The 23,105-nt window shown below is 62.0% G+C and carries 20 protein-coding genes and 2 pseudogenes; 20 read left to right on the forward strand and 2 right to left on the reverse strand.

Annotated elements, in window-relative coordinates; all coding sequences use genetic code 11:
* Positions 1-7 precede the first annotated feature (7 nt).
* From ccoO to NLY37_RS29460, 11 genes are all read left to right on the forward strand, one after another.
* Positions 8-739, forward strand: a complete 732-nt coding sequence (gene ccoO / locus NLY37_RS29415; protein ID WP_023740421.1) for a cytochrome-c oxidase, cbb3-type subunit II — start codon at positions 8-10, stop codon at positions 737-739.
* Positions 740-750: 11 nt separating this feature from the next.
* Positions 751-900: a CcoQ/FixQ family Cbb3-type cytochrome c oxidase assembly chaperone gene (locus tag NLY37_RS29420; protein ID WP_023690689.1), complete on the forward strand. Its 150-nt coding sequence runs from the start codon at positions 751-753 to the stop codon at positions 898-900.
* Between the two features lie 2 nt (positions 901-902).
* Positions 903-1,766, forward strand: a complete 864-nt coding sequence (gene ccoP / locus NLY37_RS29425; RefSeq protein ID WP_023685550.1) for a cytochrome-c oxidase, cbb3-type subunit III — start codon at positions 903-905, stop codon at positions 1,764-1,766.
* A gap of 128 nt (positions 1,767-1,894) precedes the next feature.
* A complete protein-coding gene (ccoG, locus tag NLY37_RS29430; protein ID WP_023740422.1) occupies positions 1,895-3,454 on the forward strand; it encodes a cytochrome c oxidase accessory protein CcoG in 1,560 nt (519 codons plus the stop codon).
* A complete protein-coding gene (locus tag NLY37_RS29435; RefSeq protein ID WP_023740423.1) occupies positions 3,451-3,948 on the forward strand; it encodes a FixH family protein in 498 nt (165 codons plus the stop codon). Before ccoG ends, NLY37_RS29435 begins: the two co-directional genes overlap by 4 nt.
* On the forward strand, positions 3,945-6,233 hold the full coding sequence (locus tag NLY37_RS29440; RefSeq protein ID WP_023740424.1) for a heavy metal translocating P-type ATPase: 2,289 nt from the start codon (positions 3,945-3,947) through the stop codon (positions 6,231-6,233). Before NLY37_RS29435 ends, NLY37_RS29440 begins: the two co-directional genes overlap by 4 nt.
* Positions 6,230-6,400 (forward strand): cbb3-type cytochrome oxidase assembly protein CcoS, encoded by a 171-nt coding sequence (gene ccoS, locus NLY37_RS29445; RefSeq protein ID WP_023689417.1) that lies wholly within the window; start codon positions 6,230-6,232, stop codon positions 6,398-6,400. The genes NLY37_RS29440 and ccoS (NLY37_RS29445) overlap by 4 nt, the downstream gene beginning before the upstream one ends.
* Before the next feature lie 66 nt (positions 6,401-6,466).
* Entirely contained in the window at positions 6,467-7,234 is a 768-nt protein-coding gene (locus NLY37_RS29450; RefSeq protein WP_023740425.1) for a CBS domain-containing protein, read from the forward strand.
* Positions 7,235-7,323: 89 nt separating this feature from the next.
* Positions 7,324-7,449 (forward strand): cbb3-type cytochrome oxidase assembly protein CcoS, encoded by a 126-nt coding sequence (gene ccoS, locus NLY37_RS30885; RefSeq protein WP_023829628.1) that lies wholly within the window; start codon positions 7,324-7,326, stop codon positions 7,447-7,449.
* Positions 7,450-7,865: 416 nt separating this feature from the next.
* Entirely contained in the window at positions 7,866-9,047 is a 1,182-nt protein-coding gene (ubiM, locus tag NLY37_RS29455; protein ID WP_023689413.1) for a 5-demethoxyubiquinol-8 5-hydroxylase UbiM, read from the forward strand.
* A gap of 293 nt (positions 9,048-9,340) precedes the next feature.
* Positions 9,341-11,248 carry a putative bifunctional diguanylate cyclase/phosphodiesterase gene (locus NLY37_RS29460; protein ID WP_023689412.1) on the forward strand — a complete coding sequence of 636 codons (1,908 nt, stop codon included), beginning with the start codon at positions 9,341-9,343 and terminating at the stop codon, positions 11,246-11,248.
* A gap of 94 nt (positions 11,249-11,342) precedes the next feature.
* Here NLY37_RS29460 and NLY37_RS29465 read toward each other — a convergent pair whose 3' ends face one another.
* A complete protein-coding gene (locus NLY37_RS29465) occupies positions 11,343-11,624 on the reverse strand; it encodes a DNA -binding domain-containing protein (protein WP_081731646.1) in 282 nt (93 codons plus the stop codon).
* Positions 11,625-11,728: 104 nt separating this feature from the next.
* Here NLY37_RS29465 and NLY37_RS29470 point away from each other — a divergent pair, with 104 nt between their 5' ends.
* From NLY37_RS29470 to rlxS, 9 genes and pseudogenes are all read left to right on the forward strand, one after another.
* Positions 11,729-11,962, forward strand: coding sequence for a helix-turn-helix domain-containing protein (locus NLY37_RS29470; RefSeq protein WP_023708050.1), 234 nt, complete (start codon positions 11,729-11,731; stop codon positions 11,960-11,962).
* A 540-nt stretch (positions 11,963-12,502) separates the two neighbouring features.
* Positions 12,503-13,465, forward strand: a complete 963-nt coding sequence (locus tag NLY37_RS29475) for an ArdC family protein (protein ID WP_023689409.1) — start codon at positions 12,503-12,505, stop codon at positions 13,463-13,465.
* A gap of 247 nt (positions 13,466-13,712) precedes the next feature.
* Positions 13,713-14,132, forward strand: a pseudogene (locus tag NLY37_RS29480) (DUF2958 domain-containing protein).
* Positions 14,133-15,011: 879 nt separating this feature from the next.
* A complete protein-coding gene (locus tag NLY37_RS29485) occupies positions 15,012-15,905 on the forward strand; it encodes a hypothetical protein (RefSeq protein ID WP_023740427.1) in 894 nt (297 codons plus the stop codon).
* Between the two features lie 370 nt (positions 15,906-16,275).
* Positions 16,276-16,598 (forward strand): annotated as a pseudogene (locus NLY37_RS29490) (DUF736 domain-containing protein).
* A 170-nt stretch (positions 16,599-16,768) separates the two neighbouring features.
* Complete coding sequence (locus NLY37_RS29495) at positions 16,769-17,038, forward strand: helix-turn-helix transcriptional regulator (protein WP_023740428.1); 270 nt, start codon at positions 16,769-16,771, stop codon at positions 17,036-17,038.
* Positions 17,035-17,583, forward strand: coding sequence for a signal peptidase I (gene lepB, locus NLY37_RS29500; RefSeq protein WP_023740429.1), 549 nt, complete (start codon positions 17,035-17,037; stop codon positions 17,581-17,583). The genes NLY37_RS29495 and lepB overlap by 4 nt, the downstream gene beginning before the upstream one ends.
* 17 nt (positions 17,584-17,600) lie before the next feature.
* The gene (locus NLY37_RS29505) at positions 17,601-18,257 is read left to right on the forward strand and encodes a lytic transglycosylase domain-containing protein (RefSeq protein WP_502882118.1); all 657 of its coding nucleotides are present in this window, start codon (positions 17,601-17,603) and stop codon (positions 18,255-18,257) included.
* 186 nt (positions 18,258-18,443) lie between these two features.
* Positions 18,444-20,414, forward strand: a complete 1,971-nt coding sequence (gene rlxS / locus NLY37_RS29510) for a relaxase/mobilization nuclease RlxS (protein ID WP_023689404.1) — start codon at positions 18,444-18,446, stop codon at positions 20,412-20,414.
* Between the two features lie 747 nt (positions 20,415-21,161).
* Here the strand turns inward: rlxS and NLY37_RS29515 are convergent.
* Positions 21,162-22,808 (reverse strand): MFS transporter, encoded by a 1,647-nt coding sequence (locus NLY37_RS29515; RefSeq protein ID WP_023689403.1) that lies wholly within the window; start codon positions 22,806-22,808, stop codon positions 21,162-21,164.
* Between the last annotated feature and the right edge of the window lie 297 nt (positions 22,809-23,105).

Consider the following 23,105-nt stretch of genomic DNA (forward strand, 5'->3'; position numbering starts at 1 on the left):
ACAGAAAATGAGGTTGATGAACAGACACGCGGTCATCGAGAAGAACGCTACACTTCTCCTCCTCGGGTCGCTGCTGGTCGTGACAATCGGCGGCATCGTCGAGATCGCGCCGCTCTTCTATCTCGATAATACGATCGAGAAGGTGGAAGGCATGCGCCCCTACTCGCCGCTCGAACTTGCCGGGCGAAACATCTATGTCCGCGAGGGCTGCTACCTCTGCCACAGCCAGATGATCAGGCCGTTCCGTGACGAGGTCGAGCGCTACGGCCACTACAGCCTGGCGGCCGAGTCGATATACGACCACCCCTTCCAGTGGGGATCGAAGCGCACCGGACCGGATCTCGCCCGCGTTGGCGACCGGTATTCCAACCTGTGGCACGTGGATCACCTGACAGATCCACGGTCCGTGGTGCCGGAATCGATCATGCCGAGCTATGCCTTCCTGAAGGACAAGCCGATCGCGGTGAAGGACTTCTCGACGCATCTGGTCGCCAACAGGCGCGTCGGCGTCCCTTACTCCGACGACATGATCGCTAACGCCACTGCCGATTTGATGGCGCAGGCTGATCCCAACGCCGACACATCCGGCCTCGAGGCCCGCTACCCCAAGGCCAAGATCGGCGACTTCGACGGCAACCCGCAGCAAGTCACCGAAATGGACGCGCTGGTTTCTTATCTCCAGATGCTGGGCACGCTGGTCGATTTCAAGAACTACGATGAGACCGCCGGCTACCGCTGAGGACAATGGCCATGACGTACAATTTCATGCGGGAGTTTGCCGACAGCTGGGGCCTACTTGCCATGGCTCTTTTCTTCATCGGATCTGTTGCCTTTGCAGTTCGTCCCGGAAGCCGCAGGCAAGCCGGCGAAGCAGCTCAAATTCCTCTGAAGGAGGACTGATCATGAGCAGCGATCACATCGACGAGGTTTCCGGCATCTCAACCACCGGTCATGAGTGGGACGGCATCCGGGAGCTCAACAACCCGCTTCCGCGCTGGTGGGTCTGGACGTTCTACATCACCATAGTCTGGGCGATCGGGTACACGATCGCCTATCCGGCATGGCCTCTGCTGCACACGGCAACCAAGGGGGTGCTCGGCTACTCCAGCCGCAACGATGTCGGGAACGAGTTGTCCGCGGCTGAAGCGGCCAAGGGCAAATATGTCGCCGCGATAGAAGCGAAAAGTGTTTCGGAGATCGCGGCGGACGACACGCTGCGCGAATTCGCCGTCGCCGCCGGCGGTGCCGCGTTCAAGCTCAATTGCGTGCAGTGCCATGGTTCCGGCGCCCAGGGCTCCAAGGGCTTCCCCAACCTCAACGACGACGACTGGCTGTGGGGCGGCAAGGCGGACCAGATCCAGCAGACGATCACCCATGGCATTCGCTTCGCCTCCGATCCGGATACGCGCCTGTCGGAAATGCCCGCCTTTGCCGACATCATCACCGCCGACCAGATCAAACAGGTCAGCGCCTACGTCGCCAGTCTGTCGGGGGCCGTCGTCAATCAAGCATTGGTCGCGCCGGGCGCAAAGGTCTTTGCCGAAAACTGCGTGGCCTGTCATGGCGACAATGCAAAAGGCAACAAGGAACTCGGCGCTCCAGATCTGACCGACGCCATCTGGCTCTACGGGTCAGGCGAAGCGGCCATCGCCGCCCAGGTAACCGCACCGAAACACGGCGTGATGCCGGCTTGGGGCGCGCGCCTCGGCGAGATCAAGGTCAAGGAACTGGCGGTCTACATCCATTCGCTTGGCGGCGGAGAATAGGAAAGCAGCCTATTCTCGTCCTCCCCCTCCCGCCAAGCGACGAGGCCCGGCGCAAGCCGGGCCTCGGCATCATCCAGAACCGATGAGTCGGCTTCCGGCGAAATCGTCGCTGGTGACTGGAGCTTCTCGTGCTCGATAACACGCAAATAGAACGGATCGAACCCACGACGTTCAACTCCGCCAAGGTGCGCCAGCCAATGTATGCCGCGCGCAGGAAGATCTTCCCGAAGCGGGCCTCTGGCAGCTTTCGCCGATTCAAATGGATCGTGATGGCGATCACGCTCGGCATCTACTATCTCACGCCGTGGCTGCGCTGGGACCGCGGTCCGTTTGCCCCCGACCAGGCGGTGCTGCTCGATGTCGCCAACCGGCGCTTCTATTTCTTCTTCATCGAGATATGGCCCCAGGAATTCTACTATGTCGCCGGCCTTCTGGTCATGGCCGGCGTCGGTCTTTTCCTGATCACATCGACTGTTGGCCGTGCCTGGTGTGGCTACACATGCCCACAGACCGTATGGGTCGATCTGTTCCTGGTCGTCGAGCGCGCGATCGAGGGCGACCGCAACGCACGCATCAAGCTCGATGCCGGTCCTTGGACCACTCGTAAGCTTGTGCTGCGGGCATCGAAACACGTCATCTGGCTGGTCATAGCCGCAGCGACTGGTGGCGCATGGATCTTCTATTTCGCCGATGCGCCGACGCTGCTCGGCGAACTCTTCACCGGCACGGCAGCGCCTGTCGCCTACATCACCGTCGCGGTCCTGACGGCGACGACCTACACGTTTGGCGGGCTGATGCGCGAACAGGTCTGCACCTATATGTGCCCATGGCCGCGCATCCAGGCAGCCATGCTCGACGAGAGCTCGCTCACCGTCACCTACAATGACTGGCGCGGCGAACCGCGCACGCGTCACGCCAAGAAGGTTCTTGCCGCAGGGCATCCCGTCGGCGATTGCGTCGACTGCAATGCCTGTGTCGCCGTCTGTCCGATGGGGATCGACATACGCGACGGTCAGCAACTCGAATGCATCACCTGCGCGCTCTGCATCGATGCCTGTGACGGCGTCATGGACAAGCTCGGCAAAGCGCGAGGACTGATCTCTTACGCGACGCTCTCCGACTACAATGCCAACATGATGCTGGCCACCGCAGGCAGCGCCAGCTCGGTCAATCCATCACTGGTCAGGACGGATGACGGCCTGTTTTCGGACAGGGTGGCGCATTTCAACATCCGCAAGATCTTTCGGCCACGAACCTATGTCTACATGGCCATGTGGTCGCTGATCGGGCTGGGCCTGCTCTTTTCGCTGCTGACGCGCGACCGGCTCGAGATCAATGTCCTGCACGACCGCAACCCGCAATTCGTGACGCTCTCCGACGGCTCGATCCGCAATGGCTATACCGTCAAGCTGCTGAACATGATCCCCGAACCGAGAACGATTATCGTCACCCTCGGGGGTTTGCCAGGCGCAGAGATGAGCATCGTTGGCGTCGACCTCCCCGCCGATCGCTCCTTTGCGGTCCAGGTCGAACCCGACCGGCTGAAGATGCTGAAGGTTTTCGTGCGCCTGCCCGCCGATCAGATTAATCGCCAGGCGCAGACCTTCACATTCCGCGTCGAAGACAAGGTCAGCTTCGAGTCCAACGAATACACCGCCACCTTCAATGCGCCGGAGATCGCCAGATGACCGCCACCACGCGAAGACCCCGCGAATTCACCGGCAGGCACATGTTGGCCACCATCCTTGCCTTTTTCGGCGTGGTCATCGCGGTCAATCTGACGATGGCGACGCTTGCCAACACAAGCTGGACCGGCCTTGTCGTCGAAAATACCTATGTGGCGAGCCAACAATTCAACAAGAAGGCCGAGGAAGGCCGTGCGCAGGCAGCGCTTGGCTGGACCGGCCAGTTGACCATCGCATGGGGCGAAGTCCGCTATTGCATCATCGACGCCGCGGGCAAACCGGTTTCCCTGCATGGCGTGAAGGTGCTGTTTCGCCATCCGGCTTACGAGAAAGAGGATGAGTCCGTAACGCTCGCCCTGGTCTCTGGCCAGGAGTTTGCAGCACAACACGTGCCAAGGGATGGTGTCTGGATCATCGAAATAGACGCCGATGCCGGCCTGGCAAGACCTTATCGCGACGTGCGCAGGGTCATGATTTCCAATGGAGCGCTAAAATGAGCTGCTGTGCACCGGGCGCGGAAGTCGCGCTGGATCTTGTCAGCGCCACTTCAGTTCTGCCGTCCAGCCAGGAGGTCAGGCTGGCCAGCCGATCGCTTGGCGACGACCTTCATCAGACCGACCTTTCGGTGCCGACCGTTCATTGCGGCGCCTGCATCCAGACGATCGAGACGGCCTTGGGAAAACTCGGTCACGTCGAGGCAGCTCGCGTGAACCTGTCAACCAAGCGGGTCTCAGTCCGCTGGCGCGGCGACGAGGCTCCACCTTTGGTCGCTGTGCTCGGCCGGCTCGGCTATCAGGCGCATTTGTTCGAAGCCGAGATTGATGCAAAGGACAAGATGCTTTCGGAGCTTATCCGCGCCGTCGCTGTTGCCGGCTTTGCTGCGGGCAACATCATGCTGCTCTCGGTGTCGGTCTGGTCCGGCGCCGAGGGCGCCACCCGCGACCTGTTCCACTGGGTCTCGGCTCTGATCGCCATTCCTGCGCTGGCCTTCGCCGGCGGGATCTTCTTCAAGTCGGCGTGGAATGCGCTGCGCCACGGCCACATGAACATGGACGTGCCGATAGCCGTCGGCGTGTCGCTGGCCTACGCCATGAGCCTCTATGAGACGATCACCCATGGCGACCACGCCTATTTCGACGCATCGGTATCCCTGCTGTTCTTTCTCCTGATCGGTCGCACGCTCGATCACGGGATGCGGGAACGCGCCCGCACCGCTGTGAAGAGCCTGTCACAATTGGCCGCACGCGGTGCCATGGTGCTGCGCGGCGATGGCGCTCGGGACTATCTGCCGGTGGGCGAGATCGAACCGGGCATGCTGTTGCTGATCGCCGCCGGCGAAAGAATCCCTGTCGATGGCAAAATTGTGCGCGGGACATCGGACGTCGACTGCTCCCTGGTCTCCGGCGAGAGCACGCCCAGTAGCGTGGCGCCGGAAGACACCGTGCAGGCCGGCGTCCTCAACCTTACCGGTCCGCTGACGGTAGAGGCCACAGCCGCCGCGAAGGATTCGTTCTTGGCGGAAATGGTTCGGCTGATGGAGGCCGCCGAAGGTGGTCGCGCCCGGTATCGCCGTATCGCCGACCGCGTGTCGGCACTCTACGCGCCCGTGGTTCATCTCACCGCATTGGTAACATTCACGGGCTGGATGGCGGCGACCGGCGACTGGCATCGGGCGATGACGATTGCCATCGCTGTTCTCATCATCACATGCCCCTGCGCGCTTGGCCTCGCCGTCCCAATCGTTCAGGTGGTCGCCGCGCGGCGCCTGTTTGAGAATGGCATCATGGTCAAGGACGGCTCGGCCATGGAGCGCCTGGCAGCGATCGATACAGCCGTGTTCGACAAGACCGGCACGCTCACGCTTGGCCAGCCCAGGCTCGTCAACACGTCGTCGATCGATCCCGCCATGCTGGCAATCGCTGCCGACCTGGCCGCGCATTCGCGTCATCCATATTCAAAGGCCATTGCCGGCTTTGCCGTCAGCAGCAGCCAGCACAAATTCGACGCGGTGACCGAGCACCCGGGTTTCGGGATCGCAGCCACCGCCGCCGGTATCACCTGGCGGCTGGGTCGACGCGGATGGGCTGGTTGGAAGGCGCGAACCGGCGGCGAAGGCAAACATGGCTACGGCGGAACAGTGCTGACGAAAAACCGCATGATTGTCGCATCCTTCGTTTTCGAAGATGCGCTACGCCTCGACACCAGGGCAGCGATCGATCAACTGCGCAACGCTGGTATGTGCGTGGAAATGCTGTCGGGCGATACCGCGAAAGCCTGCGCCGAGATTGCGGACGTGCTCGGTGTCGATGACTTCGTTCCCTGCCTGCTCCCGTCCGGCAAGGTTGAACGCATCGAGAGTCTGGCGAGAGACGGGCACAAGGTTCTGATGGTTGGCGACGGGCTCAACGACGCACCGGCGCTGAGCGCCGCGCATGTCTCGATCGCACCCGCCACGGCGGCCGACATTGGCCGCAATGCAGCCGACTTCGTTTTTCTGCGCGAAAGCCTCTTGGCGATCCCGCTGGCGCTGGACGTGTCGCGCAAGGCGGGAAGCCTGATCCGACAGAACATAACAATTGCTATCGTTTACAATGCTGTGGCCGTGCCGATCGCCATTCTGGGTCATGTTACGCCTCTGATCGCGGCGGTCGCGATGTCTGCCTCGTCATTGCTTGTGATTGGAAACGCAATGCGTCTGCAAGGCTTCGCAACGGGTGCGTCGTCCGAAACTGCGCGGCAGGACAGGCCCGCGCGGGCCGGCACCTTGGCCCGATCCTCATGACGACGCTCGCCTATCTCATTCCGGTGGCGTTGTTCCTTGGCGCACTCGGCCTGTCCGGCTTCCTGTGGGCGTTGAGAAGCGGCCAGTACGATGATCTCGATGGCGCTGCGGAGCGCATTCTAATCGACCGCGACGACTGCGCGGAGAATCCTCCTCGTTCCAAGTGACTCAGATCAACGCGCCGCGGGTCGGGATGTCCTATCGTCGTCCGACGAAAGATCAGGAGGGTGAGGATGCAAGCCGAATCCATAATGACAAAGCCAGTCATCACGACGGATGCGAACGCGACGATCGCGCAAGCGGTCGAGCTCATGCTTTCAAACAAGGTCAGCTGCCTGCCGGTAGCAGACAGCGACGGCACCCTGATTGGTATTGTAAGCAAAAGCGACTTCTTGCGCCGAGAAGAACTTGGGACCCAGCGTGTGCGTCCGCGCTGGCTGGAGTTTGATCTTGGCCCGGGCACAGTCGCCAATGACTATGCGCGCTCGAACGGACGGATCATCCATCAGGTGATGACCACACCCGTCATCTCGGCGCCTCCTGGCGCCTCGATTGCAGATATTGTCGACCTGATGATGCAACATCGCATCAACAATCTTCCGATTGTCGATCGGGACAGGGTCATCGGCATCATCACGCGAACTGATTTGCTGCTTGTCCTGATCCGCGCCATGCCGAAACAGGGAACCACGCCACCCGATGACGACCTGATCCGCAAGGCTATCCTTGCCGAACTGCAGTCACAAACCTGGAGCGGTGGTGACTTGATCGATGTGAGGGTCAGCGACGGCCTTGTCGAACTGAAGGGGGCGATTGTCGACGAGCGTCAGCGGAAGGCAGCGATCGTTGCGGCTGAGAAGGTTGCCGGCGTCGGGCAAGTCAAGGACGGCCTCCTCCTCAGTACGGATCCGTTCGGTGAAGGTTTCATAGCTGCGGAAAAGGCGGGGACGCGGAGCAGAGTCCCTTTGGTTCTGCTCCCTTCCCACATCACTTGGACATGAGGCCGTCGGCGAGTTCCTTCGGCGTCTAGCGCCCGTCATGGGCGGAGAGTACGCTGTCGGCAGCAAGATGCCCGTCCTGACGGAATGCGATGGCCGCTGCCTGTTTTGGTGGGCTTGGACCGGCGCTTCCTGTGGATCTGAAGAGCGGCCAATACGAAGATCTCGACGGCTCCGCCCAGCGCATCCTTATCGATCGGGAAGAGCCGCGAGGCTGAACCGGTTGGCGGCGCCCAACGACTGTGCGGATGCTGGTCGTCAGTCGACCGAGTCTTTGCTGGATTGCCTCGTCATGATGATATCGGCGCGCGTGCGAAGAACGGATCAGCCACAATACGTTGCCGAACCTTTGGCCAGTAGGGGCACGCGATTGGGAAGCCGACCATTCAGAATGCCTAGACATGCAAACGTTTTCACGGCAATCGACCACTCGACCGTGAACCCGCCGTTGCCGGGTTATCGAGCCTGGTTGATCCAGATCAGCGTTATCTCTTCGTCGGCGTGGTTTCATTGACCAGGCTTCCAACGGAGAACGCATGTCTATCGACGATGGGGAGATGAGCGGCAAACCGTGGGTGATTGCGATGCTTCAAGAGCGCTTCGTATCGCAGATAGCCGCTATGGCGGCACGCTGATGGCCGGCTCTGTCGACACATTCGACATCATTGTCGTCGGAGCTGGGCCGGTCGGACTTGCCTTCGCAGCATCGCTCGCCCTGAGCCGACTCAAGGTGGCAGTGGTTGAACGGCAGTCGCTCGACAGCCTGGCGAATCCGGCTTTCGACGGTCGCGAGATCGCGCTGACGCACGCTTCGGTGAGAATCCTTCGCGAGCTCGGCGCCTGGGACGCCATGCCCGCATCTGACAAATCACCGCTTCATGGCGCGCGCGTGCTCAACGGATCGAGCCCTTTCGCCCTGTGCTTCGATACTCGCAGCGGATCTGGGGAACCACTCGGATTTCTGGTCCCAAATTGTCGGATCCGCGATGCCCTGTTCAAAATTGTCTACTTCCAGGATCATGCCCGGCTGCTGTGCGGCAACTCGGTCGTGAATGCAACAACCAGCGACGACGAGGCGGTCATAACGCTTTCTGATGGCAGGCAATTGGCCGCTCGGCTGCTCGTAGCAGCGGATTCGCGTTTGTCCGCGATGCGCGACCTGCTCGGCATTGGCGCCAACATCCATCCGCTTGGCCACTCCATGCTGATTTGCCGAGTGAGGCACGAGCGCTTCCATCGCCAGATCGCGGTCGAATGGTTCGACCACCATCAGACCATAGCGATGTTGCCGCTCATGGAAGGCGTGTCGTCGCTGCTTCTGACTTTGCGCTCAATCGAGGCCGATAGACTGTCTGTTCTCGATGACGAATTGTTCCTCATGGAATTGATGAACCGGTGTCGAGGACGCCTCGGGCAGTTGACCCTGGCAAGCACCCGCCATGCCTATCCGCTGGTCACGACCTGGGCGCACAAGTTCTCGGCACCGAGTGCGGCACTTATAGGAGACGCTGCCATCGGCATGCACCCGGTGACCGCGCATGGCTTCAACATCGGCCTCAGCGGCCAGGAGCAACTCGCTCATAAAATACTGACAGCATGTCGCGCACGCCGCGACATTGCCGATCCCGACATGCTCGGCAGATATGAAAGCCGGCTGCGGCTGTCGGCGGCGCCGCTCTATCATGCCACCAACATGCTTGTCGGTCTTTACTCAAGCGAGCACCCGGCGGCACGGCTTGCAAGACATGCTGGGCTCCGCTTTGCCCAACATCTTCCCTTTGTCCGCCATGGCATTTCGGCCATGCTCAGGCGGTGAATCGCACAGAGCGCTACCGCTCTGGAGCGCTGTCTCGGCGCGGCTTCTTTGTCTTGCTGGCTCGCAGCGTCGCGGGCAAGGCTGCTTCCTGGTGACGTTGCCGATCATGGCATGATTCGGATCAAGGCACGCGCGCGGGCGAAACCTTGATGATTCGGCAATGCTAAGCCAAAGGTGTGACCCGAAGCATGGTGAGCGCACCGGTTACCCTCGCTGGGTAGTTAACCCGTCCTTCAGTGGGCTTGCATAGGTTTGGTCCTCGCGAACAATGACGGAAGCAAGCTGGTCCATTCATGGCACCCCTAAAGAAAGAAGAATCGCTGGAGGCCAAAATCCGTCAGGATCAGCTTGCTGACCTGAGGGCCGGGCTCTTCGTGTCGATGCCGATAAGCGCGATCCTGTCCGGCCTGATTTGCGGGGTGCAGGCCCTTTCTGGCGGCGGCTTTGCCGCTGCAAGCTGGTTCCTGGTCGTCAATGCGCTAAATGCCGCCCGGCTTGCACTCGCCCGTTTTCAGAAGGAAACGGGGCGCCATCAGGATTCGCTTGGCGTTTTGCCGCGCCTTCGCATGTTTGGCGTCCTTGCCCTTCTGGCAGGGTTTGCCTGGTCCTTCCCGGCCGTGCTGACTGTTGGATACACAACACCTCAAGCACCGATGCATCTGGTCATACTGGCGGGCATTTCAGCTGGTGCGGTTACATATGGCAGTTCGTATGCCGCGGCGGCGACCAGCTTCATCACACCTCCACTCCTCATCACGGTGGCGTGCCTTTTGGCGAAAGGCAATTTTGAACGCTACATTCTGGCTTTCACCGTTCTGCTCTTCATGGGCGGCTTGGTCCGAGCTTCGTTTGTTGGGCAGGCGCGCTTCCGCGAAGCAAGCCGCCTGAGACATGAGGCAGAGCGACTTGCGTCGGAAATGGAGCGCAACTCCAGGGAGGACCATTTGACCGCCCTTCTCAACAGGCGGGGCCTTGAACACGCCATCGGTCGGTTCAAGACCGCGGATGGCCCCTTCGTGGCAATGCTGATTGATCTGGACGGCTTTAAATCTGTCAACGACACCTACGGTCACAGGACCGGTGATGAACTGCTTGTCATGATCGCCCGCCGCATAGAGCAGGAAGCACCGGAAGGCTCAACGCTAGCTCGTATCGGCGGCGATGAATTCGTGCTGGTTTTTCCCTCAACGAGAGCTTCGCTTTCTGCCAGTGATCTCGCCTCCAATATCATAGCCAAAATTGCTCGCCCCTATATCGGGGTCGCGTCCGTGCGCGTCGGGGCATCGATAGGGATATACTTGGCGCAGACGTCGAGCCTGACTGAAATGCTGTTGCGGGCCGATATCGCCCTTTATACGGCCAAGCGCCATGGCAGGAACGAATTTTGCCTGTTCGATGCCGAACTCGACCGGGAACTCCAACGCCGCCAGTCCATCGAACGGGACCTTCATTCGGCGATAAAGACGGGAAGATTGCAACCTTGGTTCCAGCCGATCGTGAAACTCGACACCGAGGCCGTGGTCGGTTTTGAAGCCTTGCTGAGATGGTCCCATCCGACACATGGTGCCATCTCTCCACCCGAAATCATCACAGCCGCACGCGAAACCGGAATGCTTCAGCTGCTGACGCAAACCGTATTCGCCGACTGTTGTGCTTTTATCGACGGCTTGGTGAAAGCTGACTGTCGTAACATTCGTGTGGCGATGAATGTTTCCCCGCGCGAACTGGAAGCCGGCGATATCGACGACATGGTTCTGGATGGTCTGGCCGCAAGAGGCCTGCCTGCGACGATGTTCGAAATCGAGATTACCGAAGAATCGCCGGTGGATCCGGACAGAGTGGATGAAAAGCTCGGACGGCTTTCGCATGCCGGTATTTCCATCGCGCTCGACGACTTCGGCACCGGCTTTTCTACCTTGGCATCTCTCAAGGACCGTCGGATACGCAAGGTGAAAATAGACCAAGGCTTCATTCGCGGCTTGGCCAAGTCCCGAGAGGACCGACTGCTCGTCAAATCCGTCATCGAACTCGGTGACATGCTCGGGATCGAGGTCATGGCCGAGGGCGTCGAAACAGAGGCGGATCGGCAAACCCTGCACAAGCTTGGTTGCCGAACCGCTCAAGGCTTCCTCTTCTCCAAGGCTGTGCCTTTGATGCAAGCACTGGAAATGGCAGTCAAACAGTACGCTAACCAGTTGTGACCGCTCCCGCAGCGCCCGCTGTCGCGGCCGTGCGCTGCCGAATTTGGCTACAGAGACTTGCCTACTCGAAACACGTGGCATTGGGCGCTGTGCATCAGCCGGCGAACAGTTCCTTGTAGCCGGTCGTCACCATCCAGTTCGCACGGTCGATATGGCTGCGAAGAGCTTTGCGGGCGCGGACCGGGTCAATGGACGGGTCGATGCCGAGGATGCGCTCGGCCATCTCCTTTTCGCTGGCATTCTCGGCGCAGGCATCCAGGATCCGCAGGTAGATCGTGAAATGCTCCCTGTCGTAGCTCGTGAGGTTCTCCGACCAGGGGACTTCATCACTCAAACTTGAGCTTCGAGTCTCATCTGTTCCCATTGGTCCATTCATGCCTGCGAACCTCGCCTGTGAGCGCAGGCAGTATATCCCAAAATGGGATAATCCGAAACCGGGATTAGTCGCTGATCCGGTCTTTACCCGACCGGTTCGCCTCCATGCCCAAATCCCTTCGATCGCCCCGCCACCAGCGGTTCCTGGCCCGGCTGGTTTTGCTGCGCAAGGCCAAAGGCCTGACCCAGAAGCAGCTGGCTGACAAGCTTGGTCGTCCCCAATCCTTCGTGGCCAAGTACGAGGGCGCAGAGCGGCGTCTCGATGTCATCGAGTTTCTCGACATAACTGCGGCCCTTGACGCTGATCCGTGCGAGATTCTCTCCAGCCTCCGGTCCTAGCGGGCGCGCCGCATCTATCATGATCACGGACAGGAATATTGAGTGGGACAACGCCTCAATTTTGTTGAAAGGCGAGCGCTGGTTTTCGGAGGAAGCCGCGTGCACGGCGCCGATGCCTTTTGGTTCTCGACGTAACTGCGGCGCCTGACCATGTGCGAAAAAACTTGGCGGGCGCCCGCGCGCCTGACGACGCGCACCAGGTGCTCGTGAACCGAGCCCGCTTTTCTTCGGCAAGCTCAGGCGGTCTCGGCCATTCGGCTTCGCCCCTTGGCGTGGGCAGCCCTTCGGGCTGTGACGGCCGCCGCCCTTGCGGGCGGCGCGGTTTGTCTGTTGGCCTTTCCCGGTGGCGCGGGGCGGGCGGCACTCCCTTCTAGACCCGCCGCGGCAGCCCGCAACCCTTCGCGTGCCGCTCAGGGTCCTCCTCTTCGTTCCGGTCCTTCGGATGCGGTCCGCCTACCACGGCGGGCCTTTCCGGTCGCGACTCGCCGCCCACCCCGCTTCCGGGGAAAGGCGCGGCGATTGGCGAGCGGAGGATAACACATGCGTGCAAACAGCAAGCGTACCACCAGCGGAGAGGCTGGCGCAGGCAAGGGCAGGCGCCCAGGCGCAAGCCTCTATCAGGAGATCACCGACCGCATCATTGCCGAGCTGGAGCGCGGCACCGTGCCATGGGTCAAGCCATGGGGCAGCGCAAAAGCAGGCCTCGGCCTGCCGAGGAATGCGTCCACGGGGCGCACCTATTCCGGCATCAATATCCTCATCCTGTGGGGCGCCGTCATCGAGCGCAGCTATCCCAGCCAGAATTGGCTGACCTTCCGGCAGGCGCTTGTCCTGGGCGGCAATGTCAGGAAGGGCGAGCGCGGCACGACTATCGTGCATGCCGACCGCTTTGTCCCAAAGAACGAGAAGGAGCGCGCACGCCACGAGGGCGATGCACCACAGGCCGTGCCTTTTCTGAAGCGCTTTACCGTCTTCAATGTCGCGCAATGCGACAATCTTCCGGAACACCTCCATGCCCCTGCCGAGCCGCTGCCACAGTGCGAGATCGTGCCGCAGGCCGAGACGCTCATTCTCGCCAGCGGTGCGGATTTCAGGGTCGGCGGCGATCGCGCTTTCTACATGCCGGGCAGCGACCACATTCAGGTGCCGCCGCAGCCAGCGTTCCATCAGCAGATCGACTATTACCGGACCTGCTTTCACGAGCTAGGCCACTGGACCGGCCACCCGACGCGGCTTGCTCGCGACCTCTCCGGCTCGTTCGGCTCCAAGGCCTACGCGCGTGAAGAATTGGTCGCCGAAATCACTGCCGCCTTCGTCTGCAGCAATCTCGGCATCGAGCCGACCGTGCGTCACGCCGATTACATCGGCTCATGGCTGAAGGTGCTGCGCGAGGACAACCGCGCTATATTCCGTGCCGCCAGCCTAGCTTCGAAGGCCGCTGATTTCCTGTTTGGCCTTCCGGCCGATGCGGAAGGCGAGGCGCAAGAAGGGATTGCGGCATGACGATGCGCGATCCTCAACTGACCGCGACCGAGCCGACGCCGCAAAGGAGCAGACGCTCATTCCCGGCGTCCAGCCGATCACCACGCGGGCAAACCCTCCTGATGGACGCGCCGATGTGTCCGCGCGCGGCGCAAAGCTGCTCGAGGTCGGTCTCTAATGGGGAGGCGGATCAGAGGAAGGTCCGGTGAACCTTTCTCCCGCCGGACGCAAGAAGTCAACGCGACCCGTTCTGACAAGGAGTCTTTCCATGATCCTGATCACCAATCCACTGCGCGCACGACTGCTCGCCCATGGCGCCGCCGGCGCCGACATCGACCATTTTCCCGTTGTGAAACTGTTTGATCCGACAGGTGCCGCGACCTCGCTTCTGAGCGAACTCGACGCCGATGGCGACACGCTGTTCGGTCTTTGCGATCTCGGCTCGGCTTCCCCGAACTTGGCAGCGTCAGTCTGGCCGAGCTTGCATCCGTAAAAGGGCCGCTTGGCCTCGGCATAGAGCGCGACCTGCATTTCCAGGCGCGCTTTCCGATCTCCGTCCATGCCGAAGCCGCCCGCATTTTGCGGCCACGTCACCGAGGCCGAGCGACTGCTGCGGCAGGCAGCAGACGCCCTATCAAAGCCCCATTCCGAGCTTCCGCCCGACACGGCGGAACAGCAGCGCCGATAGGCGCAAAAACCGTCCCGCCGCGTCGGCCTTCGGCCTCCGCGGCGGGGACAACCCGGCAGGCGGCGCTATTTCGCCGCGAAATCGCTTGCCGACGAGCGCGGTGAAGGCGATCCCTTGCCCTGCGCCATCATGGAGGACGGTGACGACGCCGATGCGCTCGAAGCTTCCTGATCGAAAACCTCGCCCGCCTCGATCCTGACGAAGTATGGCAATGGGAGACGTTTCGCGGCTTGTCAGGCAAGGCCGCACCGTTCTCGACATCGCTGTGACCTTCGGCATCACTGATCTCAAGGTCAAACGCATTCTGGCGCTTGGCGACCTCTTGCCCAAAATCCGCGAAGCCTATCGGCGCGAGGAGATCGACACCGAGCCGGTGCGCCATCTCACCATGTCTTCCAAGGCGCAGCAGAAGGACTGGCTGGCACTCTGTGCCGATCCCGATCAATACGCGCCGCGTGGCTATCAATTGAAGCAATGGCTGTTCGGCGGCCAGTCGATTTCCACCAAGGTGGCACTGTTTGCCATCGAGGAGTATCCCGGCCTGATCACCTCGGACCTGTTCGGCGAGGACAGCTATTTCGCCGATGCCGACCTGTTCTGGCAAAAGCAGAACGAAGCGATTGCCACCAAACGCGACACCTATCTCAACGAGGGCTGGAGCGAGGTTGTGCGCTGGAACCGAGCCAGTATTTCCACGCATGGGACCACGAGAAGACCCCGAAGAAGAAGGGCGGCAAGATCGTCATCACTGTCTCGCATCGCGGCGAGGTCGAGTGTCACGAGGGCTGGCTGTCACGCAAGGAAGCCCGCCGCGCCCGCGAGGGCGGCGAGCAAGAAGAAACAGCCGCCAAGCTGCCGCGCCCCGAAGTCACCGGCCCGATGCACAACTATATCGATCTGCATCGCCATGCCGCCGTGCGCGCGGCCATGCTCGACCATCCCGCCGTGGCGCTGCGCCTCGTGGTGGCGCACGCCATCACCGGTTCGGGCCTGTGGCAGGTGCGGCCTGAGCCGCAGCGCGCAGCCAACGAGACGGTGACTGCCAGCCTTGCCGGCTGCAAGGCTGAAGCCGCATTCGGCAAAAAGCGGCGCGAGGTATTGGCCCTGCTCGGATCACCGGATGAGGATAGCTTGGTCGCCGGCGGCAATGGCGACGCCGTTGCTATCGCCGGCGTGTTCGCGCGCCTCTTGGCGCTCTGCGACGACGATGTCATGCGCGTTCTCACCCTTGTCGTGGCCGAGACGCTTGCAGCCGGCAGCGCCGTCGTCGAGGCGCTCGGCAACCACCTGAACGTCGACATGGGCATATGGTGGCAACCGGACGATGCCTTCTTCGACCTCTTGCGCGACAAGGAAATCGCCAATTCGATGCTGGCCGACGTCGGCGGCAAGCTGGTCGCGGACGGCAATGTCGCCGAGAAGGTCAAGACGCAAAAGAACATCATCCGCGACTTCCTGGCGGGCGAGAATGGCCGCCCCTGGGTCGAGACCTGGCTGCCGCGCTGGATGAAATTCCCGGCCGAAAGCTACACCAGCCGCAGCGGCTCCGCACCCCGATCAGTGGACACAAGTGCAGCCGCTGTTCGTGCGCGAATAGTCGATCAGGGCCCGAGCGGCGGTTCTCTCGATTACCGCCGCTCAGGTCGCGCGCGCCGCTACGGGCCACGCCGGCTGCCGATTGGGCGTCTTGTCGAGCCAGTGCCGCGCGCGAGAAATTCCGACGCCAGTTCGCCCCATTTCGGCAGCCCCGCACCTCGCCGGGTTGCTTGCTGAGGCGCCAAAGGCCCATGGGGCCAATTGTCCGATCCGGTTGCCGACAGAGCCCGCGCAGCCGGCGCTCTGCATTGCGGCCGGCTTCTTGTGTCACCGATCGCGCCACCTGTCTCCATTGTGTCTCGGGGACCATTCCCTGCGGCTGGCTTGTCGACCTATGGGCGGATCAGGCCCGCCCGAAACCCTCGCCGGCAGCTTTTTTCCCCGCCGCCTGCGGCGGCTTCCTCGCGCCGCTTCGCTTCAAAAAAGCTGCCCGCGCGGGTCCTCCGCTATCGCTGCGGCCGTCCCGGTTCCGGCGGTCCGGACGCGCCCATCACGGTCCGCCATCGCAGGGGAATGGTCCCTTGCGAGCACCAAGAGGAGACTGGAAATGACCGCGATCGGATACGTCACCAAACAGGAAAACGGCGGCTACAAAGGCCAGCTCAAGACGCTCAGCGTCCGCGCCGACATCGATATCGTGCCCAATCAGGCAAAGAGCGCCGACACCCATCCCGACTTCCGGGTGCTGACGCAAGGGGTCGAAGTGGGTGCGGGCTGGATCCGCACCGGCGAGACCTCCGGCAAGGACTATGTGAGCCTGTCGATTGCCGCCCCGAGTTTGGCCCCCGCAAGCTCTACGCCAATCTCGGCCGCGCCGCCGGCCAGGATGACGACGACACTTACGCCATCATCTGGAACCCGGTCGACTAACCGGCCGATCCGGAAAGCCCCGCGCCGCCACCGGCGCGGGGTCCTCTCTCAGGACCCGTGAGGCCGCCGAAGGGGGCGGCGAAAACTCGCCCCCCACTCTTCGCCCGTCCCCAAAACGATCTCGCTCGCCGATCCTCGCCTCGCTTGCCCGTAACGAACCGAGGATCATCATGGACGACGAAAACGAACGCGCAGCCCGTGCCAAGAAGGGCAGTCCGTTTCTCAACACCGCGCAGGCGGCCTTCTATATCGGGCTGTCCCAGCGCACGCTGGAGAAGATGCGCCTCAAAGGCGGTGGCCCACAATTCCGCAAGCACGGCCGTTATGTCCGCTATCACATCGACGAACTCGACGACTGGTCGAAGGGGCACGCGCCGGAGACCGCGCCCGAGGATGGCGCGCACGAATCCGGCTCGGCCGGTGAGGGAGGCCGCTCATGAGCCGGCGTCCCACCATCCGTCTGATCGGCCGCCATCTGCGGCGCATTCGAGCCCGCAAGACGATCGTCGTTGCCACAATCGGCCTTGGCCTGATCGGCTTCGCCGCCTTCGGCAAACCATCGCCCTGGCTGGTCTGGAACGCCTCGGCGAGTGCGCCGGTCGGCCTCTATCGCGTCGCATCCAGATCGCCCGCTCGTGGTGATCTCGTACTCGTCCGCCCACCAAGACCGGTCGCCGATCTCGCCGCCGAACGCTTCTATCTGCCCAGCAACGTGCCGCTGATCAAGCGCCTTGCGGCGCTGCCCGGCGAGCATGTCTGCACCTTCGGCGACGCCATCATCATCGGCGGCGAGATAGCCGCGCGCCGGCTTGCAACCGACACGCAGCACCGTCCGCTGCCTTGGTGGAATGCATGCCGAAAACTCGCCGCCGACGAGGTTTTCCTGCTCGGCAGCGATAAAGATCGCTCGTTCGACAGCCGCTATTTCGGGCCGGTGCCGACCGAAAACATCATCGGGAGGCTCGTGCCGCTATGGACCGAGTGACCCTCCTTATGCTGAGCATGGCGTGTCTCGCACCATGCTCCTGTTCCGCCGCGACCAACACGAAGCCGGTCGTCATCTCCCATAGTCCGCAGCTTGCAAGATGGCAGCCCTTCGTAGCCGAAGCAAGCCGGCGTTTCAGCATTCCACAAACCTGGATTTATGCCGTCATGGATGCCGAAAGCCGGGGGCAGACGAAGCTCAATGGGCGGCCGGTCACGTCGAGCGCCGGCGCCATTGGCCTCATGCAGGTGATGCCAGGCACCTACGAGGAGTTGCGCGCAGAGCTTGGCCTGGGAGCCGCCCCGCACGACCCTCGCGACAACATTCTGGCAGGCACTGCCTATCTGCGCGCCATGTATGACCGCTTCGGATTTCCAGGCCTGTTTGCAGCCTATAACGCTGGGCCGGAGCGCTACGAACAGCATTTGCAGCGCGGGCGACCGCTGCCTAGCGAGACGGTTTCGTATCTGGAAGAGATCAAGGCGGCGGGCATTTCGGCCGGCGATATGGACGCGCTCACCGGCAAATCCCGTTCCAAAAGCGCGCCGGGAATCCCGTCCGGGCAGTCGCTGTTTTTTCTCCGAAACGGTGTTTCCGTGACCGGCCCGAATGGCCAACTCCTGGTGCCGCTCGGATCGGAGCGAGCAAGATCAGGCCGGCCGGATCGCAGGTGAGGGCAGCGGCTACCGTGGTTCGGGCGGGGGCAGGGAGGCAGGTCCGCGGAAGGCAAGATAAAGGCAGCGCCTCCTGGAGGCGGCGAAGTGTTTGTCTGCACATCGTTTTTCCAGGAGGTTGCCTCCGGGTCCAGGAGGGTCTGGCGGGCAAGCTTCTGATTTTGCTGCTGGTTCATCGGAGGCCGCTTGCAGGATGACGAATTCACGCCGAAGCTCGGCAAAATTGGCTCGCGCGGCTCGAAGGCGGGCAAACGCTACGCTGGCCAGGTGCAGGCCGCGATCAACCGAGCAGGCGGCAGGAGCGGACGCGGCAGCCGCTTCATCGGAAGCCGGGTGGGGCGCGGCGGGGCCGCTGCCGCCGTTCTTAGAGCGCGCGACCGCGACGCGGCGTTTCGGCAGCGGCGCGCAGTCGTCAAGGCACGCATCGTCAAGCTGGCCGGCAAGGGAGCCGACGGGGCTCGTGCGCACCTCCGCTACCTCCAGCGCGACGGCGTCACCCGGGAAGGCGAGCGTGGCGAGCTCTACGCTGCCGACAATGACCGCGCGGACGGCAGGGCCTTTCTCGATCGCGCGAACGGTGACCGTCATCAGTTCCGCTTCATCGTCGCCCCTGAAGACGGTATCGAGTATGATGACCTGAAGCCGCTCACCCGGCGCCTCATGGCGCAAATGGAAGAAGACCTCGGCACCACGCTAGACTGGGTGGCCGTCGACCATTTCAACACCGGCCATCCCCACACCCACATCATCGTGCGCGGCAGGGATGATCACGGCGAAAACCTTGTCATAGCGCGTGACTACATCTCCTCTGGCTTGCGCGAGCGCGCAGCCGAACTGGTTAGCCTCGACCTTGGCCCGCGCACCGACCGCGAGATCGAGCAGCGCTTGCGCCAGGAGATGGATCAGGAACGCTTCACCAGCATCGACCGGCAGCTGATGCGCATGCGCGACGATGAGGGGTGTGTCTCACTGGCCAGCCGACACACCTTTCGCCAGACGCTGCACCAGGGCCGCCTGCGCAAGCTCGAGCGGATGGGCCTCGCCGGGGAGATGCCTGCCGGTCGCTGGCGCCTGGAGGATGAGCTCGAAGCCACGCTACGCCGCATCGGCGCGCGCGGCGATATCGTCAAGACCATCCATCGCGAGCTGACCGGCAAGGGGCTCGTCCGCAGTGCCGCCGACCATCTTATCCACGATCGATCCGACGGGTCGGCTCAAACCGTGGTCGGACGTGTCGTCGGGCGCGGGCTGGCCGACGAAATCACTGACCGCCATTACCTCGTCGTCGACGGCGTGGACGGCAAAAGCCACTATTTTGATATCGGCAAAGGCGAGGCCACCCAACCGACACCAGAGGGCTGCATAGTGCGGGTCAGGCCGAGGGACACCGGGCCAAGAAAAGTCGACCGCACAATTGCCGGCATCGCCACGGTCAACGACGGGCGCTACAGCATCGATATCCATCTCAAGCATGACCCCTCGGCCACCGAACGCTTTGCCGAAACGCACGTGCGGCGACTGGAGGCGATCCGCCGTGCGACCGGTGGCGTCGAGCGCGAGCCGGACGGCACATGGACAGTCGCGCCCGACCATCTCAACCGCGTTGCGGATTACGAGCGTCAGCGAGCGAGGGCCCAGCCTGTTGTCGTCGACAAGCTCTCATCAATGCCGCTGGAGAGCCAAGTAGGCTTCGACGGCGCCACCTGGATCGACCAGGAGCTGGTATCAGCCCACCCTGAGTCCTTGCGCGACTCTGGCTTCGGTCGCGAAGTACGTCAGATCCAGGCCCGCCGACAGCAGTGGCTGATCGCGCAAGGTCTTGCCCATGATGCGCAGGATCGGGTCATCTATCGCGCCAACATGCTTTCAATGCTGCGCCAACGAGAGCTGAACCGTGTTGCCAGTCAGCTCTCGGACGAACTCGGGCTCTCGTATTCTGAAGCGCAGCATGGCAATCGAATAGACGGAACGCTGCGCTGCTGCGTCGAGCTCGCCGGCGGAAAATACGGTGTCATCGAGAAATCGCGCGAGTTCACGCTGGTGCCTTGGCGGCCGGTGCTTGAGCATCATATCGGCAAGGAGGTGTCTGGCGTGGTGCGCGCCGAGGGGATTTCCTGGATGATCGGACGCCAGAGGAGCGGGCCCGGCGTTTCGTGAACTGGCTATAATTTATTTGTCTGCGTTGAAACACATACTCAGCCCAGACGGAGTTCCTCCGCCTGCTGCTTGCTCGCAGCATTCATTTGGCGGAGAGTCAGTGTTCTGCATTTTGTAGTTCGCTCTGTCAAAAAGCGCTGGGAATATGCACCATGTTCTGCGTTGACACGGAAGGCGCGCCGACAGGTGCTGCGGATCGGCTCCCGATGCGCTGCCAGCTAGAAAGGTGGGCTGACTCGTGACAGCGCAAGGGGCTCTGGCGGCCGCGGTACGGCGACGCGAGTTCTGGCATCGAGGATGAAGCCGCACTTCCCGATCTTATTCTACTCGCAGGACCGGCAGACGCGGCGGTCGCCCGTGCGAGCATGCTGTTGGCCCTGGCGTGAACTGGCAGTCCGTCCCGGGGGACTTTGTAACGGAGAAAACTAGGCGGAAAGAGGCGCGCGGCCCGTCTCCCCAGCAACCCGCCTTGCGGATCCTCCTCTGCCCGCTTCACAGACGGGGATACCCTCCGCCCCCTCGCTATTCGTTGCCCGCCGCTATGCAAAGGACAGGCGACCTGAATCCGTGCTCAAGCCGATCTGGCGGCAGAGAGGGGGGTCTCGGGCTGAACATGGGACCCGTGATGGACATAATTGCCACGCGAATCCTCATGTTCGCCTAACCGGCCGGAACGATTTGCAATCCGGGCAGGCAAATTAAGGAGTAGCTCGTTCCGTTTGCAAGCCCAGACAAGTCTTGGTTTTCTCACGGGCGCGATACAAAAGGCACAGGCTGGACTTGGCTGCCGGGGGCGGGGCTTGTCGACCGCTCGATTGAAAGTGAGATGCGAGGCGGAGAATCACCCATGTGCAGAGCGGCAAGGCGCTCGCCTATGTCCCTGTCATTCACCGTTAGTCGATGGTTTAGACGAAGATAGTCCGTCCATGTCGGCGTGCGGAATGTCTCGGTCCAAAGCGTCGACTTCTGAAGGTCTCGCTGGAGGGTCCAGTCCCGCGCACCGGCGCGGCTCTGAACGCGCCGCCTTTCGCGCATGCAGCTCAGAAATTCATCGATACTCTCCTCGAGTATCGAGTACTCCACCTTGATCACGATCGGACCGCTCCTGGGCTTCAAAGGGAGGGCCAGTTCTGGTGGCCTGAAGTCGACGGCCGCTTGATCCGATTCCTCCCATAGCCGCACCGGCAATAGCTTTCCCACAGCCGCGCCCAGCAACAGTGCCGCTGCAGCACCTTCCAAAGCCCACGTCAGCGAATAGTACTGCGCGACAGCACCCCAGATCCAGCTACCCGCTGCCATGCCGCCGTAGGTCAGGGCGTAATAAATGGACAGGGTGCGACCAACGACCCACCTTGGGCTTGCCAACTGCACACACACGTCGGTTCCGGTCCAGGTGACAACCCAGCCAGCGCCACCGATTGCAAGCGCGATCGCCGCCACAGCCACCGACGATGTGAGGGCCATCAAAAGGCAGCACGTTGCGCAAGCAACGGATGCGAGCGTGATCAATCGGTTCTGGGACGTGATGCGTCTCAAGTAGCTGCTGCCAATGCCGGCGATGAAGGCGCCTGTGCCGAAGCCGGCCAATAGCACGCCGTACACAATTGGCCCTCCCGCCAGTTGGTCGCGAACCAGGAGGGGGAGCAAAGCAAGGATCGAGATGCTTGATAGCCCGAACAGGGTTGCACGCACGATCGCCACTCTGATCTCTGAGGATATCGCCGTGAATCGCATGCCATCATGAATGGCCGTAGTCATCCGCTCGCGCGGAAGAGGCGAAGAGCGAACTTGCCACTGTGAGCGCAAAACAGCGCTCAACGGGACCAGGTCACTTAGCGCAGCGAGGGCGAAAGCCGTAAGGGGGCCCAGCAAAGCTAAGATTACACCGCCCAGCGCCGGTCCTATGCTCCGAACCACGTTGTACCCCACCGACATCAGCGTCACTGCAGCGGGTATGTCGCGCTTTTCCAGGATATCGCCGACCGAGGCGTGCCAGGCTGGATCGTTCAAGGCAAAGCCGCATCCGGCCAAGAAACTCAGTCCCAGGATCAGCCATGGACTAGCAAAGCCCAGTCCCACAGAGAGTGCCAGCGCCGTGGATGCCAGTGCGATCAGGCAGTGTCCGGCAAGCATCACGCCACGGCGGCTGAAGCTGTCTGCAATGGCTCCAGCAAGGATCGACAGGAAGAACGCGGGCAGTGTCGATGCAGCCTGTACGAGCGCAACCATCAGATCGGAGGCTGAAATCGTGGCCATGAGCCAGCTTATAGCCACGCTCTGCACCAGCCAGCCAAGGCTGGATATCTGCGTGGCTGTCCAGATAGAACGAAAGACCGGGTTGTGAAGAGGGATCAGTGTGTTTGCCGCAAAGCGCGGAGGATCTTGACGCCGCATCACTTCTCGCCTCCACTGGGTGTCGTTCTTCCGCTCATTTGCTTGCAGCGGTGCGGCTCTGTGCACTGACTGCGTCACAACGAAGTTCCGAGATCGCGCTCGCAACAAGGACAATGTGGCATCCACGGTGCTGATGCGCGTTGAGGTACCAACCTGGCCGTTAGCTGATGGGTCCCGCAGCCCGCTTGGTGCGGTCAGTTCTGCCCTGCGACTCTTGGCTTTGGACGGTGCTAGCGCCCCGATGGCCGGCTTGTCAAACTGCCGTAGTGCCAGCACATCCATCCCATCTGTTGAACG

Origin of the sequence: Mesorhizobium sp. C395A (genome assembly GCF_030323205.1) — a bacterium.
Taxonomy (GTDB): Bacteria; Pseudomonadota; Alphaproteobacteria; order Rhizobiales; family Rhizobiaceae; genus Mesorhizobium.